We start from the raw sequence: 22444 nt of genomic DNA, 5'->3' as shown, positions 1-22444 counted from the left end.
TGCAGAACAGAATCAACGTGCAAAGATTAAAATGTTCCACGTGGAACATTGAACGGTGTGGTTTGAATGATTGGAACAATTATTAATGCTTTAGCCATTGTGGTCGGTGGATTGATGGGACTGGTTTTTGGCAAGGCTTTAACTGAAAAGATTAAAAGCACGGTCATTCAAGGAATCGGGCTGGCGGTTCTCTTAATTGGCATAAGCATGGCCATGCAGACGAAAAACCCCCTGATCATCATTGGCAGCTTGGTCATCGGAGGAATCTTGGGAGAGATCATCGACATCGAGCTGCGTTTAAACCAGCTTGGGCAATGGTTAGAAAAAAACGTTGCCTTCCGAGGAGAATCGGGGCGATTTACCAAGGCCTTTGTCACAGCCAGCCTCATCTATTGTGTAGGTGCTATGGCCATTATGGGCTCTTTGGAAAGCGGAATTAAAGGTAATCATAGCATTCTCTACGCCAAATCAATGCTTGACGGGATCTCATCGGTTGTTTTTGCCTCTTCTATGGGAGCAGGAGTGATTGCAGCAGCCGTACCTGTTTTCTTATACCAGGGAACGATAACATTATCGGCAAGTCTGGTGCAGGGCGTACTTTCAAGCGCCGTAATCAGTGAAATGAGTGCCACCGGAGGTTTATTAATTCTCGGAATTGGTTTTAATATTCTTGAGATCACCAAAATAAAAGTGGGAAATCTTCTTCCGGGGATTTTAGTGGCTATCCCTTTGACCCTCCTGCTTAATGCGTTAAAAGTTGGATGAATGAGGAAGGATGAAAAAATGAGTTATTGGAATCAAGCAGACCTCATGGTCTGGCTGGGGATTGGAATTCTGGCGCTGCTGGTCATTATACTAATAGCAGGAATACTCCTCCTTAGGCGTCGTCTACGGCGGTTTGAGTCGGCTTACTTGGCCTTGCAGACAACTCTTTCCGGCAAAAACCTTGATCAAATGCTAGAACAGTACGTGCACCAGGTTCAAAATCTGGAATCCCGTCTTGGTCAGGCGGAAGGGAGAGTCGAGCGGGCGGAACATGCCTTGAAGCATACGGTTGACCGGGTAGAATTACTGCGCTACAATGCGTTTGACAATATGGGCAGTGATCTAAGCTTTGCTCTGGCCTTCTTGAATCAAGAAGGGGACGGGGTCATTCTATCTTCTATACATAGTCGTGAAGAATCTCGTACCTATGCTAAGCCGGTTCTCAAAGGGGAATCCAAATATAACTTGAGTAAGGAGGAAGAGGAAACCATAGCAAAGGCATTAGCCAAACCGAAAAGCATTCAGTAGAAAGCTAATAATTGAATTTAGAAGAAAAAAGTAGAGAATAAGAGCGAGTGAATATGGACTCGACTAACATTCAGTGGGGGCTGAATCCATCCTTCAGCGCAATAGCGTAAGTTAAGGGATAAGCGCTTTCGGCAAAAGTGTCCACTGGACACTTTCGTCTCTGAATGAAGTCTCGTTCAATCAGGGAACCATGTCCGCTTCTTTAATCTTATGGTGGTTAGGAACAGCGGTTGCGGATGTAGGCGCGCGAAATGATAGAACTGATGGATTCTGCCATATGCCACACTAAACTGAGGCGGGTATTTTGCAGAACCATGTATTCCATAAAGCCGCCGACGTTGACAATCCCGGTTAAATGGGCTTCTCCGACTGCCGGCAAATCCTTGTGCACCCCTGCCCCGGGGCGAAGCGGTCCTTCGGCTAAAGTGATGCAGCCGACGGAATCCAGTTTGCCCAGGCAGGCATCAATTGCAATGATATACGGATTGATAAATGAACGCTCAATGAGTCCCAGGTGTTCCACCAGGTTCACTGCATGTACGGGTTGGTCCAGCGTGCCATAGATGTGAAGCTGGGGTAAGCTTAAGCGGTTAAGATGAGTTCCAATTAACGGACCTAGAGAATCCCCGGTTGAGCGGTCTGTTCCAATGCATAAAATAATCGTTGGACGGGAGCCGGCGGACCGGAGCAGATGGATTAAACGCCCTTCTAATTTGGCTAAGCCGGAATCATCCTCCATATGGGCTTTAAGCTTTTGGGGCTCTGTGAAAACCGAAAGTAAATTCACGCTTAAATCCTGCCTTTGCAACAAGCTTATTCTCCTAAAATATTTCCAATCCCGCGGCCATTTATGCATGAGAATGGGATTTTGCCCATATGCATGAGGCGAGGAGGGGAAATCATGAGCTGGAGAATTGCATTTCAAGTGGCAGCCACTTATGTTGGTGCGGTTATGGGGGCGGGATTCGCCTCCGGGCAGGAAATACAGCAGTTCTTTGCGCGTTACCATAGTTTTGGGCTCATGGGCATTTTAGTGAGTTCCGCCTTATTTGCGCTCCTGGGGTGGATCATGCTTGATCTGCAGGAACGATGGAGAATATATTCCTACTCTGAATTCTTTAGACGCCTTTTTGGACGGAAGTGGGGAGTGCGGGCCGATTATCTGGTCAGTGTCCTGCTGTTTATGGGAATGCTTGCTATGTTATCAGGAGCAGGTGCGTTATTTGAGCAATACTTTGCCCTGCCCCGTTATGCAGGCATTGTCCTGACCGCAGTGGTGATAGCGTTGGCACTTTGGCAGCGGGGCAAAGGGGTTTTATGGATTAACACGGTCCTAATCCCACTCAAGTTTGCATTTTGTTTAGGGATTGGATTGATTGCTGTTTTATTCGCTCACCCCGGTGAAATGGAGGGGTTCATTCAACCGTCAAATCCTGTAGTAAATCACTGGGCAGTATCTGCGGTGCTGTATGTATCCTTTAATCTAACGCTGGCTATGGTTGTTTTTGCCTCTCTGGGCAAGGAAATACACAGGCGCGGGGCAAAGCTGGGAGCTTTCCTGGGAGGGCTGGCCCTGGGAGCTTTCGCCCTGGTTATCGCCCTGGCGCTCATGCGTTTTCCGGAGGTCCAGGGGATGGAAATTCCAATGGTTGCAGTGGCCGGAAAGTTAGGGAATTGGCCTGCTTTTCTATATATGGTGGTGCTTTGGTTAGCCATGGTTACGGCGGCTATCGGCAATGCCTTTAGCCTTGTCAGCCGCATTGCAACAATGGGCTGGCTTGGGTATGCGCAAAGTATCTTGCTCGTACTTGTTTTGGTGATTCCATTAGCCGGCATCAAGTTTTCCCATTTGGTACAAATTGGGTATCCTATCTTTGGCTATATCGGACTTGTTTTTCTACCGGTCTTGTTTATTAAGTGGATACGACGCTAGGAATATCCTGAAATAATGGGTAAACTAAGAAATAAGGCCGCAACATATTTGAAGCATGTAAATAGGTGAAAGGCGGTAGCACTAGATTCAGAAGCTACTATAAGGAGGAGCTCATGGAAGATCGCCATTTTTTAATAGGAACCGCCGGTCACGTTGACCACGGTAAAACAGAGTTAATCCGGGCCTTAACCGGAATTGAAACCGATCGCTTAAAGGAAGAGAAGCAGCGCGGAATCTCAATCGAATTAGGGTTTGCACATATGACCCTTCCCAGCGGCCGGGAAGTCGGAATTGTCGATGTCCCGGGACATGAACGGTTTGTGCGTCAAATGCTGGCCGGTGCCAGCGGGATGGATATTGTTCTATTAGTGATAGCAGCTGATGAGGGAATTATGCCGCAGACCAGAGAGCACTTAAGTATTCTGGAACTCTTGGGAATTAAACGCGGAATCATAGTCTTAAGCAAGATAGACCTAGTGGACGATGAGTGGAAGGAACTGATCCTGGAAGAAATCCGCATGGAATTGAAAGGAACACTTATGGAAGGCGCTCCTCTTTGCCCTGTTTCAGCCATTACCGGGGCCGGAATTCCTGAATTAGTGCAAACCATTGAAAAACAGCTCGATGACGTCCAGAGCAAAAGGGCTGATGGTCCTGTAAGGATGCCATTAGACCGGGTATTTAGCATTCAGGGGTTTGGAACGGTGGTAACCGGAACCCTTTATAGCGGGACAGTCAGTTTAGGGCAAGAGTTAGACATAGAACCCGGACACATGCAAACCAAAGTCCGTTCCCTGCAAGTACATAACCAAAAAGTGTCCCAGGCTTATGCCGGCCAGCGTGTTGCGATTAATCTGGCAGGAGTCGAAGTGGGTGAGATTGAGAAGGGCTCGGTTTTAGCTTCCCCGAAAGCGTTTAAGGTAGGGAATATTTTGGATCTCAAATTATTAAATCTTGCTTCTGCGGACAAGCCTATTGTCCAGAGGCAGAGGGTCCGTTTCCACCTGGGGACGAGTGAAATCCTGGGCAGAATTCACCTGCTGGAGCACGAAGAATTAGAACCCGGACAGGAAGGATACGCTCAAATCTTGCTGGAAGCGCCCGTGCTTGCCGCTGCCGGTGACCGCTTTGTCCTCCGCTTTTATTCCCCAGCCTATACCATTGCAGGCGGGAAAGTGTTGGGGGTGACTGAACGCAAGCAGAAACGCTTCAAAGAAGCGGTTCTGGCCCAGATGAAGCTAAAAGACCAAGGCGACCCCTTGCAGTTATTGGAAAAGGAACTAAATCAGCCATTGAATCTGGCGGAGCTGGGAAAAATAACGCACGTTCCTGAGCCAGAGCTAAAACAAAGACTGGACCAATTAGCCAGCCAGGAACGGTTAGAACTTTGGCAGGAGGAAGGATCGGAATTATATTGGGCCAAAGACGCGGCCGTTGCCTGGCGGGAAAAGCTAAATGCAATTGTGAAAGAATACGAGCGGGAATATCCTTTGCGTCTGGGGCTGGGCCGGGAAGAACTCAAAGCACGCTTAGGTGTGCCCTGGAGCCACCGACGCTGGCAAATCATCCTGGAGGAAGGGGCTAAACGCGGCTATTACCGGATTAGCGGGGGCAAGGTCCAGTCTTTGACCGGTGCCGGATTGCCGGTTGAAACCAGTCAGAAGCTGGATTGCCTGCGCCGCCGCTGGGAGGAGGCTGGGCTTATGCCGCCTGAGCTGGATGCTGCGGCTACAGAATGTGGCATCAAAGGATCGGCGGTTGAGTATGCCCAGTACCTTATGGAAGTTGGAGAATGGAGTTTGGCTGCCGGGTTATATTTTGAAAAAACGGTGCTGGAAGAAGCCAAAAAAGCACTTGTCGCCTACTTAGATGAACATAAAGAAGTAGCGGTGGCAGAAGTGCGGGAACTTTGGGGCACATCCCGCAAATATACCGTACCTCTGCTTGAGTATTTTGATCAGCAGAAGGTTACCAGACGCATGGGGGATAAACGGGTGAAGTTTTAGGGAATTAATGGAAAACGGCATAAAAACGAATAATAATGATTGACAAGGGTTAGGTATAACCGTATTATAAAAAACGGAAGTTAACATCGTGTAGGATGGCAGGACAGTAGGAGAAAATGCCTGAGTTGCACTCCTATGGAGTGTTTTTTTGTTGCCTTTTTTAGGCAGGGTCAAAAAGAATGCCGTTTCCCACTAGTCTGAATTGATTGACAATTACCCGCATAAGTTTTACTATTGGATTAGAATGGCAGGATGGAACACGTTACATAAGGGCGGTTTTGCCAAGCAATCCACGCCCGTAAACTAAAGGAGGGGTAAAACATAATGAAACTGAAAAAAGTGTCCGCTCTCGGGTTAAGTGTGGTCATGGCCTTGGCCCTTGCGGGCTGCGGCTCGACCGGTTCATCTACTAACAGTGCATCCAATGCTTCCGGTACATCCAATGACAAGAAAACCGTCAAAATCGGGATCATCCAGCTCGTTGAACACCCGGCTCTTGATGCTGCCCGTGAAGGTTTCTTGGAAACTCTTAAAGCCAACGGCTATGAGGAAGGGAAAAATTTGACTGTGGATTATAAAAACGGTCAGAACGACCAATCCACGCTGAATTCCATTGCGCAAAAGTTTGCTGCGGATAAACCCGATCTTGTTTTAGCCATTGCGACTTCTTCAGCTCAGGCTATGGCTACTGCTTCCAAGGACATCCCGATACTGATCACGGCGGTTACAGATCCAGTGACTTCAAAACTTGCAAACAGCTTAGAAAAGCCGGGAATGAATGTTACCGGAACCAATGATATGAATCCGGCTAAAGAGCAGTTTGAACTCTTAAAGAAGCTGGTTCCAAATGCCAAGAAAGTCGGTGTTATATACAATGGAGGCGAGATTAATTCCCAAGTTCAAGTAAAATTGGCTAAAGAGATCGCAGCCGGTATGGGCATGGAGATTGTGGAGGCTACAGTTACCGGGAGTGCCGATGTAATGCAAGCTACAGAATCTTTAGTGAATAAGGTGGATGCTGTATATATCCCCACAGACAATACGGTTGTGTCGGCTGCGGATGCAGTCTTAAAAGTGACCGATCAGGCGAAGATTCCCGTAATAGCCGGGGAAAGCAGCGTGGTTGACAAAGGCGGTCTGGGAACGATCGGAATTAACTACAAAAAGTTAGGACAGCAAACCGGCGAGATGGCACTCAAAGTCTTAAAAGGGGCTAAACCGGCGGATATGCCAATCGAGAGCCAGAAAGAGTATGATACGGTCATCAATAAGACCAATGCCGCTCTATTGGGCATCACCATTCCGGATGATTTAAAATCCGCCAAAATGGTAGAAACTAAAAAATAAACGATAGTAGATATGAAGTCATCTGTAGAACGGTACGACGGTTGGACTACATGACACAGCAGATTAATTGAGGTGTTTGCAATGTCCACGCAAGTTTGGTTAAGTACGTTGGAGCAGGGATTAATGTACTCGCTCATGGTATTGGGCGTGTACCTCACGTTCCGTGTGCTCGATTATGCAGATTTGTCGGTCGATGGCAGCTTCACTCTGGGGGCTGCCATTGCCGCTATTTTAATCTCGACCGGGCACAACCCTTGGGCTGCTACGGCATTGGCTTTTATCGGAGGACTTCTGGCCGGTATTTTCACCGGAATCCTCCATACAAAATTTAATATTACCCCGCTTTTGTCTGGAATCCTGACCATGACTGCCCTCTACTCGGTGAATCTAAGGGTTATGGGTAAAGCCAATATTTCCCTTTTGCGTACTCGAACAATTTTTTCGGATTTCGAGAAGATTCCTTTTATCGGCAGTCATGGAGTCTTGGCTCTAACATTAGCAACCGTTATTATTGTGGGGATTATCCTTTATTTGTTCTTGGAGACCGAAATCGGCCTGGCTTTGCGGGCAACCGGGGACAATGAAATGATGATCAAAAGTCAAGGGGTTAATACCGATATCATGAAGGTTCTGGGATTGGCGCTCTCCAATGGCTTAGTAGCTTTTGCCGGAAGTTATGTGGCGCAAAATCAACAGTTTGCAGATGTTGGTATGGGTATTGGGATGATAATCGCCGGGCTTGCTTCTGTCATCATCGGTGAAGTTCTAGTCGGAACCTCATCCGTTGCACGTACGATTATTGCCGTGATTGTCGGGGGGGTCTTGTACCGGGTGATTATTGCCGTGGTACTGCAATTAGGTTTAGAACCAACAGATTTGAAATTAGTTACGGCACTCATAGTGATTCTTGCCCTGACCTCTCCAGCGCTCAAGAAGAAGTTCAAGCTAAAAAACCCTGTCCTTAGCGGAAAGGGGGAGAACTAAATGCTTTCCGTGCGCCAAATCGTTAAAGTTTTTAACAAAGGTACAATCAATGAAAAAGTAGCCATTGATCATTTAAGCCTTGAACTTGACCCCGGGGATTTTGTCACAGTCATTGGGAGCAACGGGGCCGGCAAGTCCACCCTTCTTAATTCCGTTGCCGGGAATTTTCCGGTGGATAGCGGAGAAATCGCCATAGACGGACGGGACATTACGAATTTGCCGCAGCATAAACGGGCAGGGCTCATTAGCCGGGTCTTTCAGGACCCGATGCTGGGAACAGCGGCCAGCATGACTATTGAAGAAAACATGATCATGGCTTTCAAGCGCGGCCATAACCGACGGCTCAGACGGGCGATCGGTTCGCGGGAACGTGCTTTATTTAAAGAGAAGCTGGCGCTTTTAGGTCTTGGCTTGGAAAGCCGTTTGACCAATAAAGTCAGCCTGCTTTCGGGCGGCCAGCGCCAGGCACTGACCTTGCTCATGGCAGCCTTGCAGGAGCCCAAACTGCTCCTCTTAGACGAGCACACGGCGGCCCTTGATCCCAAAACTGCGGAAAAGGTGCTGGATTTAACCTCCCGTTTCATTAACGGAGCCAACTTAACGACCTTGATGATTACTCATAACCTGGATCATGCCCTGGCTTACGGCAACCGCACGATCATGATGCATGAGGGCCGGATTATTTTGGATATCAAAGGGAACGAACGATCAAATATGACCATCGCCCGCCTCTTAGAAATGTTTGAAAAAGCGAGCGGAACGCACATTAATAATGACCGTATGATCCTAGCCTAAACTCAAAAACATGACTCCCGCATCCGCATTACCAAAACATTGACTCCTGCATACCTCGGCTGTGTGCGGGAGTTTTTAATTTTGCGATCTCTTCGGAAAGGGTATTACCTATAGGGCCCAGGCCTGGGGAAAATATTTTACATCAAAGCCCATTGACAGCTTCCAAAGTAGTGGTAGAATAGAATTACAGATGGTGAAATTTATCACAAGACATGAACCTTAGACTTAGCAGACATATACTGAATTGCTGTAACTTCGTTTTCTACATATAGCCATCGCCTGGAGGTGGTTGTCAAAGTCTACTTCTAAGCCACGATAGTGATTTACATGGAACAACCGTGAATGGTTGCAATTGGAAGGAGTGGTTATATGTTCGTACGGCAATTAATGACAACGGATGTAATTACAGTCGCTCCCACAGATACAATCGCAGATACAATGGCCTTGATGCGGGAGAAAAAGGTTAACCGCTTGCCGGTCATTGAGAACGGCAAGCTGGTAGGTTTAGTAACAGATGGGGATTTGCGCGAGGTATCTCCTTCCCCTGCTACGACACTAAGTATTTTCGAGTTAAATTACCTGGTAGCAAAAACAACCATTCGCGAAATTGCGGTTAAACATGTGATTACATGCGGCCCGGATACCAGAATTGAAGATGCTGCCCTAGTGATGCGTGACCACAAAATCGGGGGCCTTCCGGTTGTAGAAAACGGCAGTCTTGTCGGGATTATCACGGAAAGTGATGTCTTCGGAGCATTCTTAAACATTCTCGGCCTACGCAGCCCGGGTGACCGGATTGTGGTCGAGGCAACCGACAAAGTAGGAGTCATGTGTGATGTGGCAACCACGATTAAGGAGTATGGGGTAAATATAGCCAGCCTAGCCATCTATCATCCGAGTACGGAGAAGATAAAAATTCTCCTTCGGTTAAACGGAGAAAAAGTTGAAGAAGTGGAAAAGGCACTGGCCGCTAAAGGATATATCCTTGAAAGTTAAATAAGCATCATTATGCAGGGCTTGGTGAGCGAATCACCAAGCCTTTTATATACGGTATTTGCTAGCGTAATCAAAAAGGCTTAAACTAAAAGCAAAGAGATTAAGGGAGTAGATTAAATGTACGTATTTAACCGGTCGATCAATATTAATATACAGAGTGAGGATGAGGGAGAAAGTGTTATCGTTAATGGAGTCTTTATGGACAGTTATCACGAAGTGTCGCTAACTCTTTGGGTGGATATGCGGGATTTTGCAATCACGGCGGCGGAAGGTGAGCTTAGGCGTTATCCCCACCCTGACTGCATAGTGACGGGAAACAGGATAAAAAATTTGGTCGGTTTGAAGTTGGCCCGGGGAGTGAGAAAAAAGATTACCGAAGCCGTTGGGACAGACGCTGGGTGTACGCATTTGGCAGACCTAGCCCTGGAATGTGTCAAAGCGCTTATTCAAGCCAAGTACAGTCTGATGCACCTTACTTTGTCCGAGGAAGAGATTCAGAAACAGACGGAGGCTTACCTGAGGGGAAGCTGTTACCGGTTCAGGGCCCTGGGCAATGAATGAAATCTCCGGATAATGAATGAAGAAAAGGACAAGTAAACTTGTCCTAGTTCTTCAGTGCTCAAATGTACTTTTTTGCCAGTTCGAATAAGATCTCCGATTTACGCTTTGGTATAAGCGATTAAGATCTTTTGCTCACCGGAGCCGGAATTAAGCTTTTGTTCAAGTGCAGTGACTTGATCCAGTTCCTGCTTTGTCAAACTGGCAACTGGGTAATTGTGGTCAGCCAAGCTCTCAACCTCCTCGTCATCGAAACTAATAATATTCTTACCCCTATTTTCGGGCTTCATACTCTTTGTGGAAATATTTTCAATAATCATGATTGTGGTGAAATCCCGGGATGATCATCCTGGCACAAAAATTCAACTAAAAGGTGCAAATTTTTTTCTTTATGCTATAATAATAAGTCGGAATCTTAAAATGGGGATGGATGGTGGCTGGTGCTGCCCCCGGACTTCAAATCCGCGTGTCGGGACGCAGAACGTTCCGAGGTGTGTTCGATTCGCACGCATCCCCGCCATTATCATAATTAGTAAGCTTGAGGCAGCGCAAAGGCTGCTTTTTTAGGTTTTGCAGGAATTTATAAGGGCTAAAGCGAATATTAATATTTCTTAAAGCTATGCCATTAATATGTACGAGGAGTCAGGAGTCAGTATTCAGTAGGGGCATTTCCGCATGGGCAAATTGGTATAGGAGGTTGGTATGAACCTAATCGATGTTCTAATCATCGGCTTTATCCTGCTGGGGGCTTTACAAGGGTACCGCAAAGGATTTTTGACCGGATTAGTGAATCTATTGGCCAGTATTGTAGGGCTAGTGCTCGCCGCCAGCCAATATTTGAATGTATACAATTGGCTGGAGCGAACATTTTCCCTTCAGAGTTTAGTTGAAGCAAGGGTATATAAATTGATTCTTCCGAGACTCCAGGGGGAATTGACCACTCAGGGGCTGAGCCAAATACTCCCGTCCTTGCCAAATGGATGGGGGGATTTGTTTGGCGGTTTGGCGACCTTGCCAAACATGCAGAGCGTGGTGCCGCAGCAGGTTTTTGAGGAAGCGGCCCACCGCCTGGCGGGAGTCATTAGCCAGAATCTGCTCTATCTGTTCGCCTTTGCACTGGTGTATATCGTTATTGTTGCTTTGGCTCAGATTATTTGGTCCATCATAATGGCGCCGTTTGGCGCAGTCGGCGGGGCGGCCAATCGCGGAGGCGGGCTTATTCTAGGCGGCCTGGCTTCACTTTTGGGTTTGGCGATATTGGCGGGAATCATTTCTCCGGTCTTAAAGCTGGGCTTTAACGGAACGGTCTTCTCCCTGATCGAGAGTTCTCTGCTATACCCGTATTTAATTCATATTTTTGATCTCGTCATTAGACTGTTCTCGATTAAAGTGACGGAAAATTTCCGGCTTAATCTTCCCGAAGGCATCTGGTTTTAAACCCAGATAAATTAAATACCCCGGGTTTTTGCGTCCTTAATCTGTAGATACTATAGATAATCAAAACACCGTTAGGGAGGTTTTGCGTTTGATCCAATTGAATGTCGGAGATGTCGTCAGGCTGCGCAAGCCGCACCCGTGCGGTAACTATGACTGGAAAATAATGCGGACGGGTATGGACTTCAGGATCCAATGCCTGAAGTGCAGTCACCAGGCCTGGATTCCCCGGGTTAAACTGGAAAGGCAGATTAAAGAAATTCTATCCCGCAGCAATGACGGGATCAAATGACTGGACATCTTATGATTGTTTAGGAGGCATCCATGAGCTTACAAGCAGGAATTGTCGGGTTGCCCAACGTAGGCAAGTCGACATTATTTAATGCAATCACCCAGGCCGGAGCAGAAGCGGCTAACTATCCATTCTGCACTATTGACCCCAATGTGGGGATTGTTCAGGTTCCGGATGAGCGGCTCCAGATTTTGGCTGAAATGGTGAATCCGGACCGAATCGTTCCGGCGGCGGTTGAATTCGTTGACATTGCCGGTTTGGTGAAGGGCGCCAGCAAAGGAGAAGGGCTGGGTAACCGTTTTTTATCCCATATCCGGGAAGTGGATGCCATCGTTCACGTCGTGCGCTGTTTTGAAGATGGGAATGTCGTGCATGTGGAGGGCAGTGTCGACCCGAAACGGGACATTGAGACGATCGAGTATGAGTTGATCCTGGCGGATTTAGAAAGCGTGGAAAAGCGCTGGGAGCGCACGTCCAAACTGTTAAAATCCGGAGATAAGAAAGCGCAGGCTGAGGTTCAGCTTTTGGATAAACTCAAGGAAACGTTTGATCAAGGCCGACCGGCGCGCACCCTTGTTTTTAGTGAAGAAGAACAGGAGATTCTGAAGAGTTTTCCGCTGCTAACGGCGAAGCCGGTGCTGTACGCGGCTAATGTCAGCGAGGACGGAATCAGCACAGCCGATTCCAATCCCTATGTACAAAAAGTTAAGGAGATTGCCGCGGCTGAAGGCTCCGGGGTGGTGGTTATCTGCGCTAAAATCGAAGCGGAGATTGCCGAGCTTGATCCCGATGAAAAAGGAGTTTTCCTCACAGACCTAGGGCTTGAAGAATCCGGGCTGGACCGGCTCATCAGAGCGGCTTTCAGCCTCTTAGGATTGATGACCTTTTTTACAGCGGGTCCCATGGAAGTCAAAGCCTGGACCATCCGCAAAGGGACGAAAGCACCTCAGGCGGCCGGAGTCATTCATACGGACTTTGAGCGCGGGTTTATCCGGGCTGAAGTGGTGTCCTATCAGGACTTTGTCACGAACGGCGGGGTTGCCGGAGCGCGGGACAAGGGCCTGGTGCGCCTGGAGGGCAAGGACTATGTTATGCAGGACGGCGACATCGTCCACTTCCGTTTCAACGTTTAATACTACTATGGGGCAGATGCAGGTAAGTGAACCGTTTTGACAGAGGAGCGTTAAACGAGTGAAGCTGGCAGAGCGTTAGACGCACCGAAGGTTCACATGCAGTAATACAAAGGGGTTTCGGATGCGTCAGCGGAGCCAGCAAGCGAGTAGCTCCGGCGTCATGGTGAACGGCCTGCATCTGACCCAATTTTGGTTGCGTTTTATTCTTAGAACTGCTATAATTTTTTACTAGCAGCTTTGGCTGCCAAATCCCTGCTCCGCTTTACGGGGCCGCTAAGTCCGAGGGGAGGTGCACACATGCAAGCGTACGAAGTATTGTATATCATCCGGCCTGATCTGGATGAGGAGGCGACTGCCGCTGAAGTGGACAAGTATGGTGAAATCGTTAACAATAACGGTGGATCTGACCTGTCCATTGACAAGTGGGGCAAACGCCGCTTGGCCTACGAGATTAATGATTATCGGGAAGGGTATTATGTCCTGATGAACTTTAACGGTGAGGCCCGTACAGCGCAAGAAGTGGAACGGATTATGAAAATTTCCGACTCCATTATGCGTTTCTTGACCACTAAGAAAGAATAGTAGGATATTTTTTAGGAGGGGTTCCCGTGTTGAATCGTGTCGTCTTGATTGGCCGTTTGACCAAAGACCCCGAGTTGCGTTACACTCCGAATGGGATAGCGGTTGCTAATTTTACCTTAGCGGTTGACCGCAGTTATAAAAACGCTCAAGGGGAAAGGGAAACAGACTTTATCCCCTGTGTGGTTTACCGGCAATTGGCGGAACTGGTCACAAACTATCTGGCAAAAGGTAAAATGGCGGCTGTGGACGGCCGGATTCAGGTTCGTTCCTATACTACCCAGGACGGGCAGAAACGCTGGGTGACGGAAGTGATTGCTGAAGATGTCCGCTTTCTCAGCCCGAAAGATGCACAAGCAGCAGGTACGGAACAATCTGCCGGTGCAATCGGCAGTTATGGACATGAGGTAAGCCTAGATGATGATATCCCGTTTTAGGCCATTCGAATGGAGGGTAGGATATGAAGCGTGAACGCGGACGCCGTCCGCGCAAAAGAGTATGCAGCTTTTGCGTGGATAAGGTAGAGTCGATAGATTATAAAGAAACCGGTAAACTGCGCAAGTTCATTACGGAACGCGGCAAGATATTACCGCGCCGGATTTCCGGCAACTGTGCTAAGCACCAACGCCAAGTCACCGTCGCGATTAAACGCGCGCGGAGTATTGCATTATTGCCATATACTGTAGAGTAAGAAAAGGGAGCTAGTCTCCCTTTTTTGGCTATCCTGAAAGTATAAGTTTGAAGGCGCATAAGTGCAACTAAGGCTTCCGACGGCCATGGAAACAAGTGCGATGGTCTCCACCGGAGACCATCGGGCCTAGTGTCGCTGTAGCCAAACAAGTGCGATAGTCTCCGCCGGAGACTATCGGGATGGCGAGAAGCGACCGCCTGCGCCTAAAGGCAACAAGTGCGTTAGTCCCACCGGGACTAACGTGGCGCAAGCCAAGTTTTCTTTACATTCTAGAAGGAGAATTTTTGCCAGATAACGAATTGATTACCAAGGTGGAATTGCCCGTATTTATATTTGGGAGGTATCATCCTTGGAGCAAATCGAAGTGGATGTCGTCAAGAGCCTAAAAGCGATTGAAGAGTTGAAGGTGAATCTGCTGCAGGCGCAGTGGCTCTTTCAGCACGGTACGGTGAGCGGTGCGGAATCTGAGATGATCCAGGGTCTGGCTGACCTGATTGCCTTGAGTTATCTGGTGAACAAACGTTTGGGCTTTGACTTTTCCCGCTTGGACCGGACTTTGATCAAACGCCTGGAAGAGTGGCGGGCAGAGGATATGGCCGGCCTTGAAAGCCAGTGGGGGGATATCAGCTTGCTTTATAGCTATCTTGCCCCTGAAGATTAAACTGGGAGTAATGGATACATGTATATCAGTGATGATAAAGTAATGAGTTTCCTGGGACCCGTTTTGCTTTTGCTTTTGCCGCTGCTCGGCATTTCTCTGGGCCTGTGGGGATGGCTGCTCGAAATCCTGCTGATGCTGGCTGTGTTCGCGGTCATCCGGCGGCATGGTCCGGGCAAGACCGTGGTTTTTTTGAGTTTGGGGTATGTTGTGCCTTTGGTGGTTCAAGGCTTAGGAGCAGCTGCCCAGATGAGTTTTGTCCCGTGGGCCGCCCTGCTGGCAGGCATAGGTTTGCAAAGGCTGTGGCCGCAGCGGGTTGTCTTTTTCTGGAGTTTAGTCTTAGCTGGGATTTTAGGTGCCGTGCCGTTCGTCTCTTTTGCGGTGCAGGGCTTGCAAACGCAGATGCTTTCAGACCTTTCGAATTATGCCCTTGACTTTTACCGTTCCACGGGGATGCTGAATGCCCTGCAGCAACAGGGTGTGAATGAGGCCCAACTGCGCCAGTTTCTGGACCAGTATCTCCCTTTTTACGTGCTTTTGACCCCGGCGTTTATAGCCCTTACCAGCATGCTGGAATTTGGAACGGTGATTTATTTTGCCCGGCGCTGGTTTTATCAAAGGGAAAAATTAATCCCTTTTTCCCGCTGGCGCTTGCCCTGGTATGCCATTTGGGGGGCAATCCTGGCCTTGGCCAGCTACATGCTCGGGGACGAGTTGGCCTGGCATGCTTTGCGTGGGGTCGGGCTTAACCTGATGGTAGTGTATGCCGCCTTGGCCATGGTTTTGGGAATTTCCGTCTATCTCTATTTCTTGCAGTCCCCGAAGGTACCGCGTTTTCTAAAAGGGATGCTGATTTTGGTCAACCTTTTTTACTTCTTCTTCAGTTTTGTCAGTATTATTATGTTTGGCCTTTTTGACATGGTGCTTAATTTTAGGAAGCTGCCGGAGTCCGAAGGCTAGATACGATGTGGGGTGAGTGAGCGTGAAAGTTATTCTCAAAGAGGACGTTAAAGCCATTGGCAAGAAGGGACAAGTGTATGAGGTGGCGGACGGGTATGCCCGCAACTTCTTATTCCCCAGGGGCTTGGCCGTGGAAGCGACGGCGGGGAGCCTACAGGACTTGGCGCATAAGAAAGCGGTAGAGGAAAAACGCAAAGAAAAAGAAAAGCAGAATGCCGCCGAGCTGGCCGGTCGCCTGAATTCCCTGGTGGTAGAGGTGGCTACCAAAACCGGAGAAGGAGGACGTTTATTCGGCTCGGTCACAAGCAAGGAAATTGCGGAGGCTTTAAAAAAGAATTTTGGCATCGAGCTTGACAAACGGAAGCTCGAACTGAAGGAACCGATTAAAGCGTTAGGGGAGTATACCCTGGTGGCCAAGCTCCATCCGGAAGTCAGTGCCCGCGTCCAGGTAAAGGTTATCGCATCCTAAACTCCGATTGGAAGGGGACAGCAATGAAAGGGCTATTAACAAAATGGTTGCAGCATAATACGTGGAGTGACCGGTTGGATGACGAGGAGCAATGGCAGCGCGAAGTGGACGCCCTTTATGGATTGTTGGCCAATTATTACGGTACGGATAAACTGGTATTAAAAGCGAGTAAACTCGATGCGCTGGGTTTGATGCGCTCGGAAAGCCTGCCCGAACGGGTGGCCGGGCTGCAAAAACTACTTAGTGATGATCCGACAGCGAAGCAAATCCCCAAGGAACAGGAATTACCGGCGCTTCTGGATGAGATTGAGGAAAAGATTGCCGATCTTTTAGCCCGCCGGTCTGTGGAAGACCGCCTGGAAAAAGCGGTGGCCGATAAGATGCAGGAGCGGCATGAGGACTATGTCAAAGACATCAAGATGCAAGTCTTAAAAGAAACCTCAAGTCCGGAAAATGCCCAAACCCTCAAAAAGCTGGCTGTCCTTGAGGTAATGAACCAGACTAAATTGGGGAGACAGGCAGCGGACATCCTGCGGCCCCAGGCTGTGGAAGAAATTATCGGGCAAGAGAGTGCGGTAAGGGCTTTATTGGCTAAGCTTGCCACTCCTTACCCTCAGCATATCTTGATTTACGGGCCGCCCGGGGTTGGGAAAACCTCCGCGGCCAGGGTTGCCCTGGAAACGGTAAAGAAGCACCCCCATTCCCCGTTCGCCCCGAATGCGCCTTTTGTGGAAGTGGACGGAACCACTTTGCGCTGGGATCCCCGGGATGTAACCAATCCCCTCTTGGGTTCGGTACACGACCCTATTTACCAGGGAGCCAAACGGGACTTGGCTGACACCGGGATCCCGGAGCCCAAGCTGGGACTGGTCAGTGATGCGCACGGAGGCATCCTCTTTATCGATGAAATCGGGGAAATGGACAGTCTCCTTTTAAATAAACTCTTAAAAGTTTTGGAAGACAAGCGGGTATCTTTTGATTCATCGTATTATGATCCGAGTGACCCCCATATTCCCCAGTATATTAAGAAATTGTTTGAAGAAGGGGCGCCTGCGGATTTTGTCCTAATCGGGGCGACTACACGGGATCCGGGGGAGCTAAACCCGGCACTCCGTTCCCGCTGTGCGGAAGTTTATTTTGTTCCGCTGGAACCGGCAGATGTCCAGAACATCGTGCGCCAGGCAGCATTCAAGCTGGGAGTGATCTTGGAGAAGAATGTCCCGGAAATTATCAGCGAGTATGTGATTGAAGGACGCAAAGCCACCAGCCTTTTGACGGATGCTTATGGCATGGCCCGGTTTAGAAACCCGGATGAAGAGAGAATTACCGTAACCTGTGCCGATGTGTATGAGGTTCTGCGGTCGGCGCGCTTGACTCCTTATAATGCCAATAAAGCCCACTGGAGACCGGAAACCGGCCGTATTTTGGGCTTAGGAGTAGCCGGTTTCGTGGGGTCCGTGCTTGAAATCGAAGTGATCACCTTTGGCGACCGCAATGGCAAGGGCTTGGTCCGGTTTAACGAAACTGCGGGCAGTATGGCCCGCGATGCGGTGTTCAATGCGGCCGCCATGATCCGGCGCATGACCGGAGAAGACTTAAGTAATTACGATGTTCATGTCAATGTCATCGGGGGAGGAAAAATCGACGGACCTTCGGCTGGGTTGGCCACCACTTTGGCGATTTACAGTTCGCTCAAGGGGGAGCCGTTGCGCCAGGATGTGGCGGTTACGGGTGAGATTTCTGTCCGCGGCAAGGTCAAGCCGGTGGGCGGGATTTATGAGAAGATATTCGGAGCCAAACAGGCCGGGGTGCGCAAGGTCTTGATCCCTGCGGACAATATGGTGGATGTTCCTGATGGGCTGCGCGGGATTGAGGTTGTCCCTGTAAGCACGATAGAAGAAGCGCTAAGGCATGCGCTCTCTGAGGGCGCTGTGGAGGAGATGTAAATGGAGCTGCCAAAGATACCGCCGCAAAGCCTGGAAGCGGAGCAGGCGGTTTTAGGCGCCTTGATGCTGGATCCGCAGACTGCGAGCAGTGTCTTTGAAATTTTGCAGGCAGAAGATTTTTACCGGGATAATCACCGGCTTATGTTTACGGCCATTCGGGGGCTGTTTGAGGGCGGAGAACCGATCGATTTGGTCACGGTGGCTGAAGTGCTGCGCCGGGAGGGCAGGCTGGAGCAAGTAGGCGGGCTGGCTACGATTGCGGAAATTGCCCGCTCAGTGCCCAGTGCGGCCAATGTTGACCGGTATGCAGTACTGGTCGCGGAAAAATCCCTTATGCGTCAATTAATCCGAATTGCCAACCAGATCGCGGACAAAGGGTATGAGCCGGGGGAGGAAGCCACTCAGCTTTTGGAAGAAGCGGAGAGAATGCTTTTAGAGTTATCTCTGAAGCAGGTAAAAAATGATTTCATCCCGATTCGTGATATTTTGCTCAGCACCTTTGAAAAGATTGAACACCTTTCAACCAATAAAGGAAATTTGACGGGAGTCCCAACTTTTTTTCATGAACTGGACCGGATGACATCCGGCTGGCAAGCTGCGGATTTAGTTATTATCGCCGCCCGCCCGTCTATGGGGAAAACCGCCTTAGTCTTAAACATGGCTCAGAATGCCTCCGTGCGGGCCCGGATCCCGGTCGTGGTCTTCAGTCTTGAGATGTCGAAAGAGCAGCTGGTGCAGCGGATGCTGTGCTCCGAGGCCATGGTGGACCAGCAGCGGGTGCGCACCGGGGAGCTCTTGGACACTGACTGGCCTAAACTTACCCGGGCAGTGGGACCGTTGTCTGAGGCCCCGATTTTTATCGATGATACGGTCGGGATTTCCTTGGCGGAGCTTCGTTCCAAGGCCCGACGCCTGAAACGCGAGAGCGGGCTGGGGCTGATAGTGATTGATTATTTGCAGTTGATGACCGTGGGCAAACGCACCGAGAGCCGTCAACAGGAAGTGGCTCAGATTTCGCGTGGGCTTAAAAGCATTGCGCGCGAACTGAAGGTTCCGGTCATTGCCCTGTCTCAATTAAACCGCGGAGTGGAGCAAAGGCAGGATAAACGCCCGATTATGTCTGATTTGCTGGAGTCGGGTGCAATCGAAGCGGATGCAGATGTGATTTCTTTCATCTACCGGGACGAGTATTATCATCCGGATTCCGAGAAGAAAGGAATTGCGGAGATTATCGTGGCTAAACACCGCAACGGCCCGGTTGGGACTGTGGAATTAGGATATCTCAAGGAATTCACCAAGTTTGTCAATCTGGATCGGAACCACCCTGCAGTCTAAGGCCAGGGTGGTTTTTTAATTTAACGCGAACGCAGGCCGGCATTCTGTAAATTTAATAAGGTGCTTTTCCGAATATTATTTTATAAACTTTGGACAATGTTCGATTTTTCGTTGACAAAGAGCGTTTTGGCTGGTAATATTAATATGTTTGCGCAGAGTGATCAATTGGACGGACAGGTCGCAGACAGAGGAGGAGCTGGCAATGAAGCTTGAAGTAGATGTTCTGGTGATTGGCGCCGGCCCTGCCGGCATTTTTACCGCCTTAGAGTTAAGCAAACATCGTTCGGATTTAAAAATATTGATTGTAGATAAGGGAAATACCATTGAGAAGCGCAGGTGTCCGGCCCGTGAAACCGGAGTATGCCGGAATTGTACCCCTTGCTCTATTACCAGCGGTTGGTCCGGAGCGGGAGCGTTCAGTGACGGCAAGCTTTCCCTTTCCCCGGCGGTAGGCGGCCGGATTACGGAATATATGCCTCCGGAGAAGGCCCAGGAACTCATAGATTATGCGGATTCAATCTACCGGGGATTTGGAGCCCGGGATACGGTGCACGGACTTGACACCCGCAGGGTGGAAGAAATTCAATACGAGGCTTCCCGGTATAATATCCAGCTGATTCATTCCCCGGTCCGGCATTTGGGTACGGAGTTAGCTGCTGAAGTGCTCCGCGCCATGTATGAGTATTTGCAGAACCATACCAGGACGGAGTTTTGGGAATTGTCTGAGGTTATTGACATTTTAGCGGAACCGGAAGGGATAGCAGGGGCCCGCATCCGGAGACGGGGCCAGGATGAACTGATCGAAGTTAAGGCGCGCTATGTGGTGGTAGCCCCCGGGCGCGGCGGCGCCGGCTGGCTGACTGAGCAGACCGTAGCTTTGGGCATCGAGACGGAAAATAATGAAGTGGATATCGGGGTACGGGTTGAGGTGCCCAACTCGATTTTGGATCATCTGACCAAAGATCTGTATGAGCCTAAGCTTGTGTATTATTCCGATACTTTTGAGCTTAAAACCCGCAGTTTTTGCGTGAATCCGGGCGGGGTGGTGTCTGAAGAACATTATGATGGCGGGATCGCGGTCGTTAACGGCCATAGCTATGCTGACCCGGCCATGAAAACTTCCAATACCAACTTTGCGCTCTTGGTATCCACTCGTTTCACCCGCCCGTTCAACCAACCGATTGAGTATGGGCGCTATATCGCCCGCTTGGCCAATATGCTCACCGGAGGGGGAGTTATGGTCCAGCGCCTGGGGGATTTGCTCCAGGGCAGGCGGACGGACGAAAGCCGCCTGCGCAAGTCGACGACGGTGCCGACCTTAAAATCGGCGGTGCCCGGGGATTTAAGCTATGTGCTGCCGGAGCGCTACCTGATTTCGCTCACGGAAACCCTAAGGGCCTTTGATAACATTGCGCCCGGCCTTTATTCCCGCAATACCTTGCTCTACGGGGTCGAAGTAAAGTTCTACTCTTCCAAAGTCAAGGTAAGCAATACCTTTGAAACCGCAATTCCTCGCTTGTATGCGATCGGGGATGGGGCCGGGATTACCAGGGGACTGATGCAGGCTTCCACGACCGGGATCGTAGTAGCCCGTGATTTGGCCGAAAAAGCGTAAAAATGCTTAAAAGTGAGCACTATTTTTAAGAAAGGCAAATTCGGATAAAATTGTTCAAAACCGGACTTGCCATAGAGGAGGAATCTGGATGGCTGCGGTTGTTTTAATCGGTGCGCAATGGGGAGACGAGGGCAAAGGAAAGATTACGGATTTTCTGGCTGAAAAAGCGGAATTAGTCGTCCGGTATCAAGGGGGAAATAATGCAGGGCACACAGTGGTCGCGCATGGGCAGGAGTTCAAGCTCCATTTGATCCCCTCAGGCATTTTATATGAGAATAAAACCTGCGTGATCGGCAATGGAGTGGTGCTGGATCCGAAGGTGCTGCTGGAAGAACTGAGTTATCTTAAAGAGTGCGGGGTAAAAACCGGACAGCTTTTAATCAGCAGCAATGCTCAGGTAATCATGCCTTACCACCGTTTGCTCGACGGTCTGGAGGAGGATGCCCGCGGGGAGCATAAGATCGGGACGACCAAGCGCGGAATCGGCCCTGCCTATATGGATAAATCCGCCCGGATCGGCATCCGGGTCGGGGATTTAATTGATGAGGAAGAATTTGCGGCCAAATTAAAGCGGAATCTTGCCGATAAGAACAATCTCTTAACCAAGCTTTATGGAGCGGAACCGCTTGAGTATGAAGAAATTTTTAATGAGTACCGGGAATATGCTTTGAAGTTGAAGGCTTTCGTTGCGGACAGCTCCCTGGTGATTGACCAGAGTATTCAAAGCGGAGAAAAAGTCCTTTTTGAAGGAGCGCAAGGAACGCTCTTGGATCTCGACCATGGGACTTACCCTTATGTGACTTCTTCTCACCCGATTGCCGGGGGAGCCTGTATTGGAGCCGGGATCGGACCGACCCGGATCCAGCGGGTGGTGGGGGTGGCTAAGGCCTATACTACCAGAGTCGGGGAAGGCCCGTTCCCGACAGAGCTGAGGGATCAAACCGGAATGATGCTGCAGGAGCGGGGACATGAGTTCGGCACAACCACCGGTCGTGCCCGCCGCTGCGGCTGGTTTGATGCGGTCATTGTCCGGTATGCCGCCCGGGTGAACGGCTTGACGGATTTAGCCCTGACCAAGCTGGATGTGCTTACCGGGATCGAAAAAATCCGGATTGGAGTCGGCTACCGGCTTGGAAATGAGGTTATCTATGAATTTCCGCAGAGCCAAAAAATTTTTCGTGACAGTGTCCCGGTCTATGAAGAAGTTCCGGGATGGAGTGAAGATATTACCGGGGTTCGGCGTTTTGAGGACTTGCCGGAGGCAGCCAAGCTCTACATCGAGCGGGTGGAGCAGCTGACGGGAGTACCGGTTACTCTGGTGGCGGTGGGACCGGGAAGAGAACAGACTATTGTCAGGGAAAGTATTTTTTAGCGTTTTTTAGCTTATACTTTTTTAGCTTATTCTCTTGACAGCCTGTTC

Annotated in this window: 24 protein-coding genes and 1 tRNA gene; 23 read left to right on the top strand and 2 right to left on the bottom strand. The window is 49.5% G+C overall.

The window, feature by feature from the left end:
• Positions 1 to 66: 66 nt before the first annotated feature.
• Both J0X21_RS05975 and J0X21_RS05970 read left to right on the top strand, forming a co-directional pair.
• A complete protein-coding gene (locus J0X21_RS05975) occupies positions 67 to 765 on the top strand; it encodes a DUF554 domain-containing protein (protein WP_206811276.1) in 699 nt (232 codons plus the stop codon).
• Between the two features lie 18 nt (positions 766 to 783).
• Positions 784 to 1293: a DUF4446 family protein gene (locus tag J0X21_RS05970; RefSeq protein ID WP_236006088.1), complete on the top strand. Its 510-nt coding sequence runs from the start codon at positions 784 to 786 to the stop codon at positions 1291 to 1293.
• A 217-nt stretch (positions 1294 to 1510) separates the two neighbouring features.
• On the opposite strand, the gene yyaC is transcribed toward J0X21_RS05970, so the two are convergent.
• The gene (gene yyaC, locus J0X21_RS05965; protein ID WP_206811414.1) at positions 1511 to 2080 is read right to left on the bottom strand and encodes a spore protease YyaC; all 570 of its coding nucleotides are present in this window, start codon (positions 2078 to 2080) and stop codon (positions 1511 to 1513) included.
• A 114-nt stretch (positions 2081 to 2194) separates the two neighbouring features.
• Between yyaC and J0X21_RS05960 the strand changes: the two genes are divergently transcribed.
• From J0X21_RS05960 to J0X21_RS05930, 7 genes are all read left to right on the top strand, one after another.
• Positions 2195 to 3226, top strand: a complete 1032-nt coding sequence (locus J0X21_RS05960) for a YkvI family membrane protein (protein ID WP_206811274.1) — start codon at positions 2195 to 2197, stop codon at positions 3224 to 3226.
• Between the two features lie 113 nt (positions 3227 to 3339).
• The gene (gene selB / locus J0X21_RS05955; RefSeq protein ID WP_206811273.1) at positions 3340 to 5232 is read left to right on the top strand and encodes a selenocysteine-specific translation elongation factor; all 1893 of its coding nucleotides are present in this window, start codon (positions 3340 to 3342) and stop codon (positions 5230 to 5232) included.
• Between the two features lie 324 nt (positions 5233 to 5556).
• Positions 5557 to 6579: an ABC transporter substrate-binding protein gene (locus J0X21_RS05950; RefSeq protein WP_206811272.1), complete on the top strand. Its 1023-nt coding sequence runs from the start codon at positions 5557 to 5559 to the stop codon at positions 6577 to 6579.
• 81 nt (positions 6580 to 6660) lie between these two features.
• A complete protein-coding gene (locus J0X21_RS05945; RefSeq protein WP_206811271.1) occupies positions 6661 to 7563 on the top strand; it encodes an ABC transporter permease in 903 nt (300 codons plus the stop codon).
• Positions 7564 to 8358 carry an ABC transporter ATP-binding protein gene (locus J0X21_RS05940; protein ID WP_206811270.1) on the top strand — a complete coding sequence of 265 codons (795 nt, stop codon included), beginning with the start codon at positions 7564 to 7566 and terminating at the stop codon, positions 8356 to 8358.
• A gap of 369 nt (positions 8359 to 8727) precedes the next feature.
• Entirely contained in the window at positions 8728 to 9354 is a 627-nt protein-coding gene (locus J0X21_RS05935; RefSeq protein ID WP_206811269.1) for a CBS and ACT domain-containing protein, read from the top strand.
• A 117-nt stretch (positions 9355 to 9471) separates the two neighbouring features.
• On the top strand, positions 9472 to 9915 hold the full coding sequence (locus tag J0X21_RS05930) for a DUF2889 domain-containing protein (RefSeq protein ID WP_206811268.1): 444 nt from the start codon (positions 9472 to 9474) through the stop codon (positions 9913 to 9915).
• A gap of 98 nt (positions 9916 to 10013) precedes the next feature.
• On the opposite strand, the gene J0X21_RS15890 is transcribed toward J0X21_RS05930, so the two are convergent.
• The gene (locus J0X21_RS15890; protein ID WP_268939351.1) at positions 10014 to 10142 is read right to left on the bottom strand and encodes a hypothetical protein; all 129 of its coding nucleotides are present in this window, start codon (positions 10140 to 10142) and stop codon (positions 10014 to 10016) included.
• A gap of 192 nt (positions 10143 to 10334) precedes the next feature.
• On the opposite strand from J0X21_RS15890, the gene J0X21_RS05925 reads away from it, so the two are divergent.
• From J0X21_RS05925 to J0X21_RS05860, 14 genes are all read left to right on the top strand, one after another.
• Positions 10335 to 10432, top strand: a tRNA-Sec gene (locus J0X21_RS05925).
• Positions 10433 to 10614: 182 nt separating this feature from the next.
• A complete protein-coding gene (locus tag J0X21_RS05920) occupies positions 10615 to 11349 on the top strand; it encodes a CvpA family protein (protein ID WP_206811267.1) in 735 nt (244 codons plus the stop codon).
• 88 nt (positions 11350 to 11437) lie between these two features.
• Complete coding sequence (locus tag J0X21_RS05915) at positions 11438 to 11638, top strand: DUF951 domain-containing protein (RefSeq protein WP_206811266.1); 201 nt, start codon at positions 11438 to 11440, stop codon at positions 11636 to 11638.
• A gap of 32 nt (positions 11639 to 11670) precedes the next feature.
• Positions 11671 to 12771, top strand: a complete 1101-nt coding sequence (gene ychF / locus J0X21_RS05910) for a redox-regulated ATPase YchF (protein WP_206811265.1) — start codon at positions 11671 to 11673, stop codon at positions 12769 to 12771.
• Positions 12772 to 13068: 297 nt separating this feature from the next.
• Positions 13069 to 13353 carry a 30S ribosomal protein S6 gene (gene rpsF, locus J0X21_RS05905; RefSeq protein ID WP_206811264.1) on the top strand — a complete coding sequence of 95 codons (285 nt, stop codon included), beginning with the start codon at positions 13069 to 13071 and terminating at the stop codon, positions 13351 to 13353.
• A 26-nt stretch (positions 13354 to 13379) separates the two neighbouring features.
• Entirely contained in the window at positions 13380 to 13787 is a 408-nt protein-coding gene (locus J0X21_RS05900) for a single-stranded DNA-binding protein (protein WP_206811263.1), read from the top strand.
• A 23-nt stretch (positions 13788 to 13810) separates the two neighbouring features.
• On the top strand, positions 13811 to 14041 hold the full coding sequence (rpsR, locus tag J0X21_RS05895) for a 30S ribosomal protein S18 (RefSeq protein WP_206811262.1): 231 nt from the start codon (positions 13811 to 13813) through the stop codon (positions 14039 to 14041).
• A gap of 358 nt (positions 14042 to 14399) precedes the next feature.
• Positions 14400 to 14702, top strand: a complete 303-nt coding sequence (locus J0X21_RS05890; protein ID WP_206811413.1) for a MazG-like family protein — start codon at positions 14400 to 14402, stop codon at positions 14700 to 14702.
• Between the two features lie 18 nt (positions 14703 to 14720).
• Positions 14721 to 15659: a DUF2232 domain-containing protein gene (locus J0X21_RS05885; protein ID WP_206811261.1), complete on the top strand. Its 939-nt coding sequence runs from the start codon at positions 14721 to 14723 to the stop codon at positions 15657 to 15659.
• A gap of 22 nt (positions 15660 to 15681) precedes the next feature.
• A complete protein-coding gene (gene rplI / locus J0X21_RS05880; protein ID WP_206811260.1) occupies positions 15682 to 16128 on the top strand; it encodes a 50S ribosomal protein L9 in 447 nt (148 codons plus the stop codon).
• A gap of 23 nt (positions 16129 to 16151) precedes the next feature.
• Positions 16152 to 18074, top strand: a complete 1923-nt coding sequence (lonC, locus tag J0X21_RS05875; RefSeq protein ID WP_206811259.1) for a Lon family ATP-dependent protease — start codon at positions 16152 to 16154, stop codon at positions 18072 to 18074.
• Positions 18075 to 19409: a replicative DNA helicase gene (dnaB, locus tag J0X21_RS05870; RefSeq protein ID WP_206811258.1), complete on the top strand. Its 1335-nt coding sequence runs from the start codon at positions 18075 to 18077 to the stop codon at positions 19407 to 19409.
• A 202-nt stretch (positions 19410 to 19611) separates the two neighbouring features.
• On the top strand, positions 19612 to 21024 hold the full coding sequence (locus J0X21_RS05865; RefSeq protein ID WP_206811257.1) for an NAD(P)/FAD-dependent oxidoreductase: 1413 nt from the start codon (positions 19612 to 19614) through the stop codon (positions 21022 to 21024).
• Between the two features lie 88 nt (positions 21025 to 21112).
• A complete protein-coding gene (locus J0X21_RS05860) occupies positions 21113 to 22396 on the top strand; it encodes an adenylosuccinate synthase (protein ID WP_206811256.1) in 1284 nt (427 codons plus the stop codon).
• The last annotated feature ends 48 nt before the right edge of the window (positions 22397 to 22444 follow it).

It is taken from the genome of Paradesulfitobacterium ferrireducens, from assembly GCF_017310645.1.
GTDB classification, from domain to species: Bacteria; Bacillota; Desulfitobacteriia; order Desulfitobacteriales; family Desulfitobacteriaceae; genus Paradesulfitobacterium; species Paradesulfitobacterium ferrireducens.
This window is presented reverse-complemented; position numbering and strand designations above follow the sequence as displayed.

Bases quoted from the DNA above. Each gene is read 5' to 3' on its own strand.
- J0X21_RS05865 (WP_206811257.1), top strand. From the start codon at position 19,612: ATGAAGCTTGAAGTAGATGTTCTGGTGATTGGCGCCGGCCCTGCCGGC.
- J0X21_RS05930 (WP_206811268.1), top strand. From the start codon at position 9,472: ATGTACGTATTTAACCGGTCGATCAATATTAATATACAGAGTGAGGAT.
- selB (WP_206811273.1), top strand. From the start codon at position 3,340: ATGGAAGATCGCCATTTTTTAATAGGAACCGCCGGTCACGTTGACCAC.
- rpsR (WP_206811262.1), top strand. From the start codon at position 13,811: ATGAAGCGTGAACGCGGACGCCGTCCGCGCAAAAGAGTATGCAGCTTT.
- dnaB (WP_206811258.1), top strand. From the start codon at position 18,075: ATGGAGCTGCCAAAGATACCGCCGCAAAGCCTGGAAGCGGAGCAGGCG.
- ychF (WP_206811265.1), top strand. From the start codon at position 11,671: ATGAGCTTACAAGCAGGAATTGTCGGGTTGCCCAACGTAGGCAAGTCG.
- J0X21_RS05935 (WP_206811269.1), top strand. From the start codon at position 8,728: ATGTTCGTACGGCAATTAATGACAACGGATGTAATTACAGTCGCTCCC.
- J0X21_RS05885 (WP_206811261.1), top strand. From the start codon at position 14,721: ATGTATATCAGTGATGATAAAGTAATGAGTTTCCTGGGACCCGTTTTG.
- J0X21_RS05945 (WP_206811271.1), top strand. From the start codon at position 6,661: ATGTCCACGCAAGTTTGGTTAAGTACGTTGGAGCAGGGATTAATGTAC.
- rpsF (WP_206811264.1), top strand. From the start codon at position 13,069: ATGCAAGCGTACGAAGTATTGTATATCATCCGGCCTGATCTGGATGAG.
- J0X21_RS05860 (WP_206811256.1), top strand. From the start codon at position 21,113: ATGGCTGCGGTTGTTTTAATCGGTGCGCAATGGGGAGACGAGGGCAAA.
- J0X21_RS05920 (WP_206811267.1), top strand. From the start codon at position 10,615: ATGAACCTAATCGATGTTCTAATCATCGGCTTTATCCTGCTGGGGGCT.
- J0X21_RS05960 (WP_206811274.1), top strand. From the start codon at position 2,195: ATGAGCTGGAGAATTGCATTTCAAGTGGCAGCCACTTATGTTGGTGCG.
- J0X21_RS05975 (WP_206811276.1), top strand. From the start codon at position 67: ATGATTGGAACAATTATTAATGCTTTAGCCATTGTGGTCGGTGGATTG.
- J0X21_RS05950 (WP_206811272.1), top strand. From the start codon at position 5,557: ATGAAACTGAAAAAAGTGTCCGCTCTCGGGTTAAGTGTGGTCATGGCC.
- J0X21_RS05970 (WP_236006088.1), top strand. From the start codon at position 784: ATGAGTTATTGGAATCAAGCAGACCTCATGGTCTGGCTGGGGATTGGA.
- lonC (WP_206811259.1), top strand. From the start codon at position 16,152: ATGAAAGGGCTATTAACAAAATGGTTGCAGCATAATACGTGGAGTGAC.
- J0X21_RS05940 (WP_206811270.1), top strand. From the start codon at position 7,564: ATGCTTTCCGTGCGCCAAATCGTTAAAGTTTTTAACAAAGGTACAATC.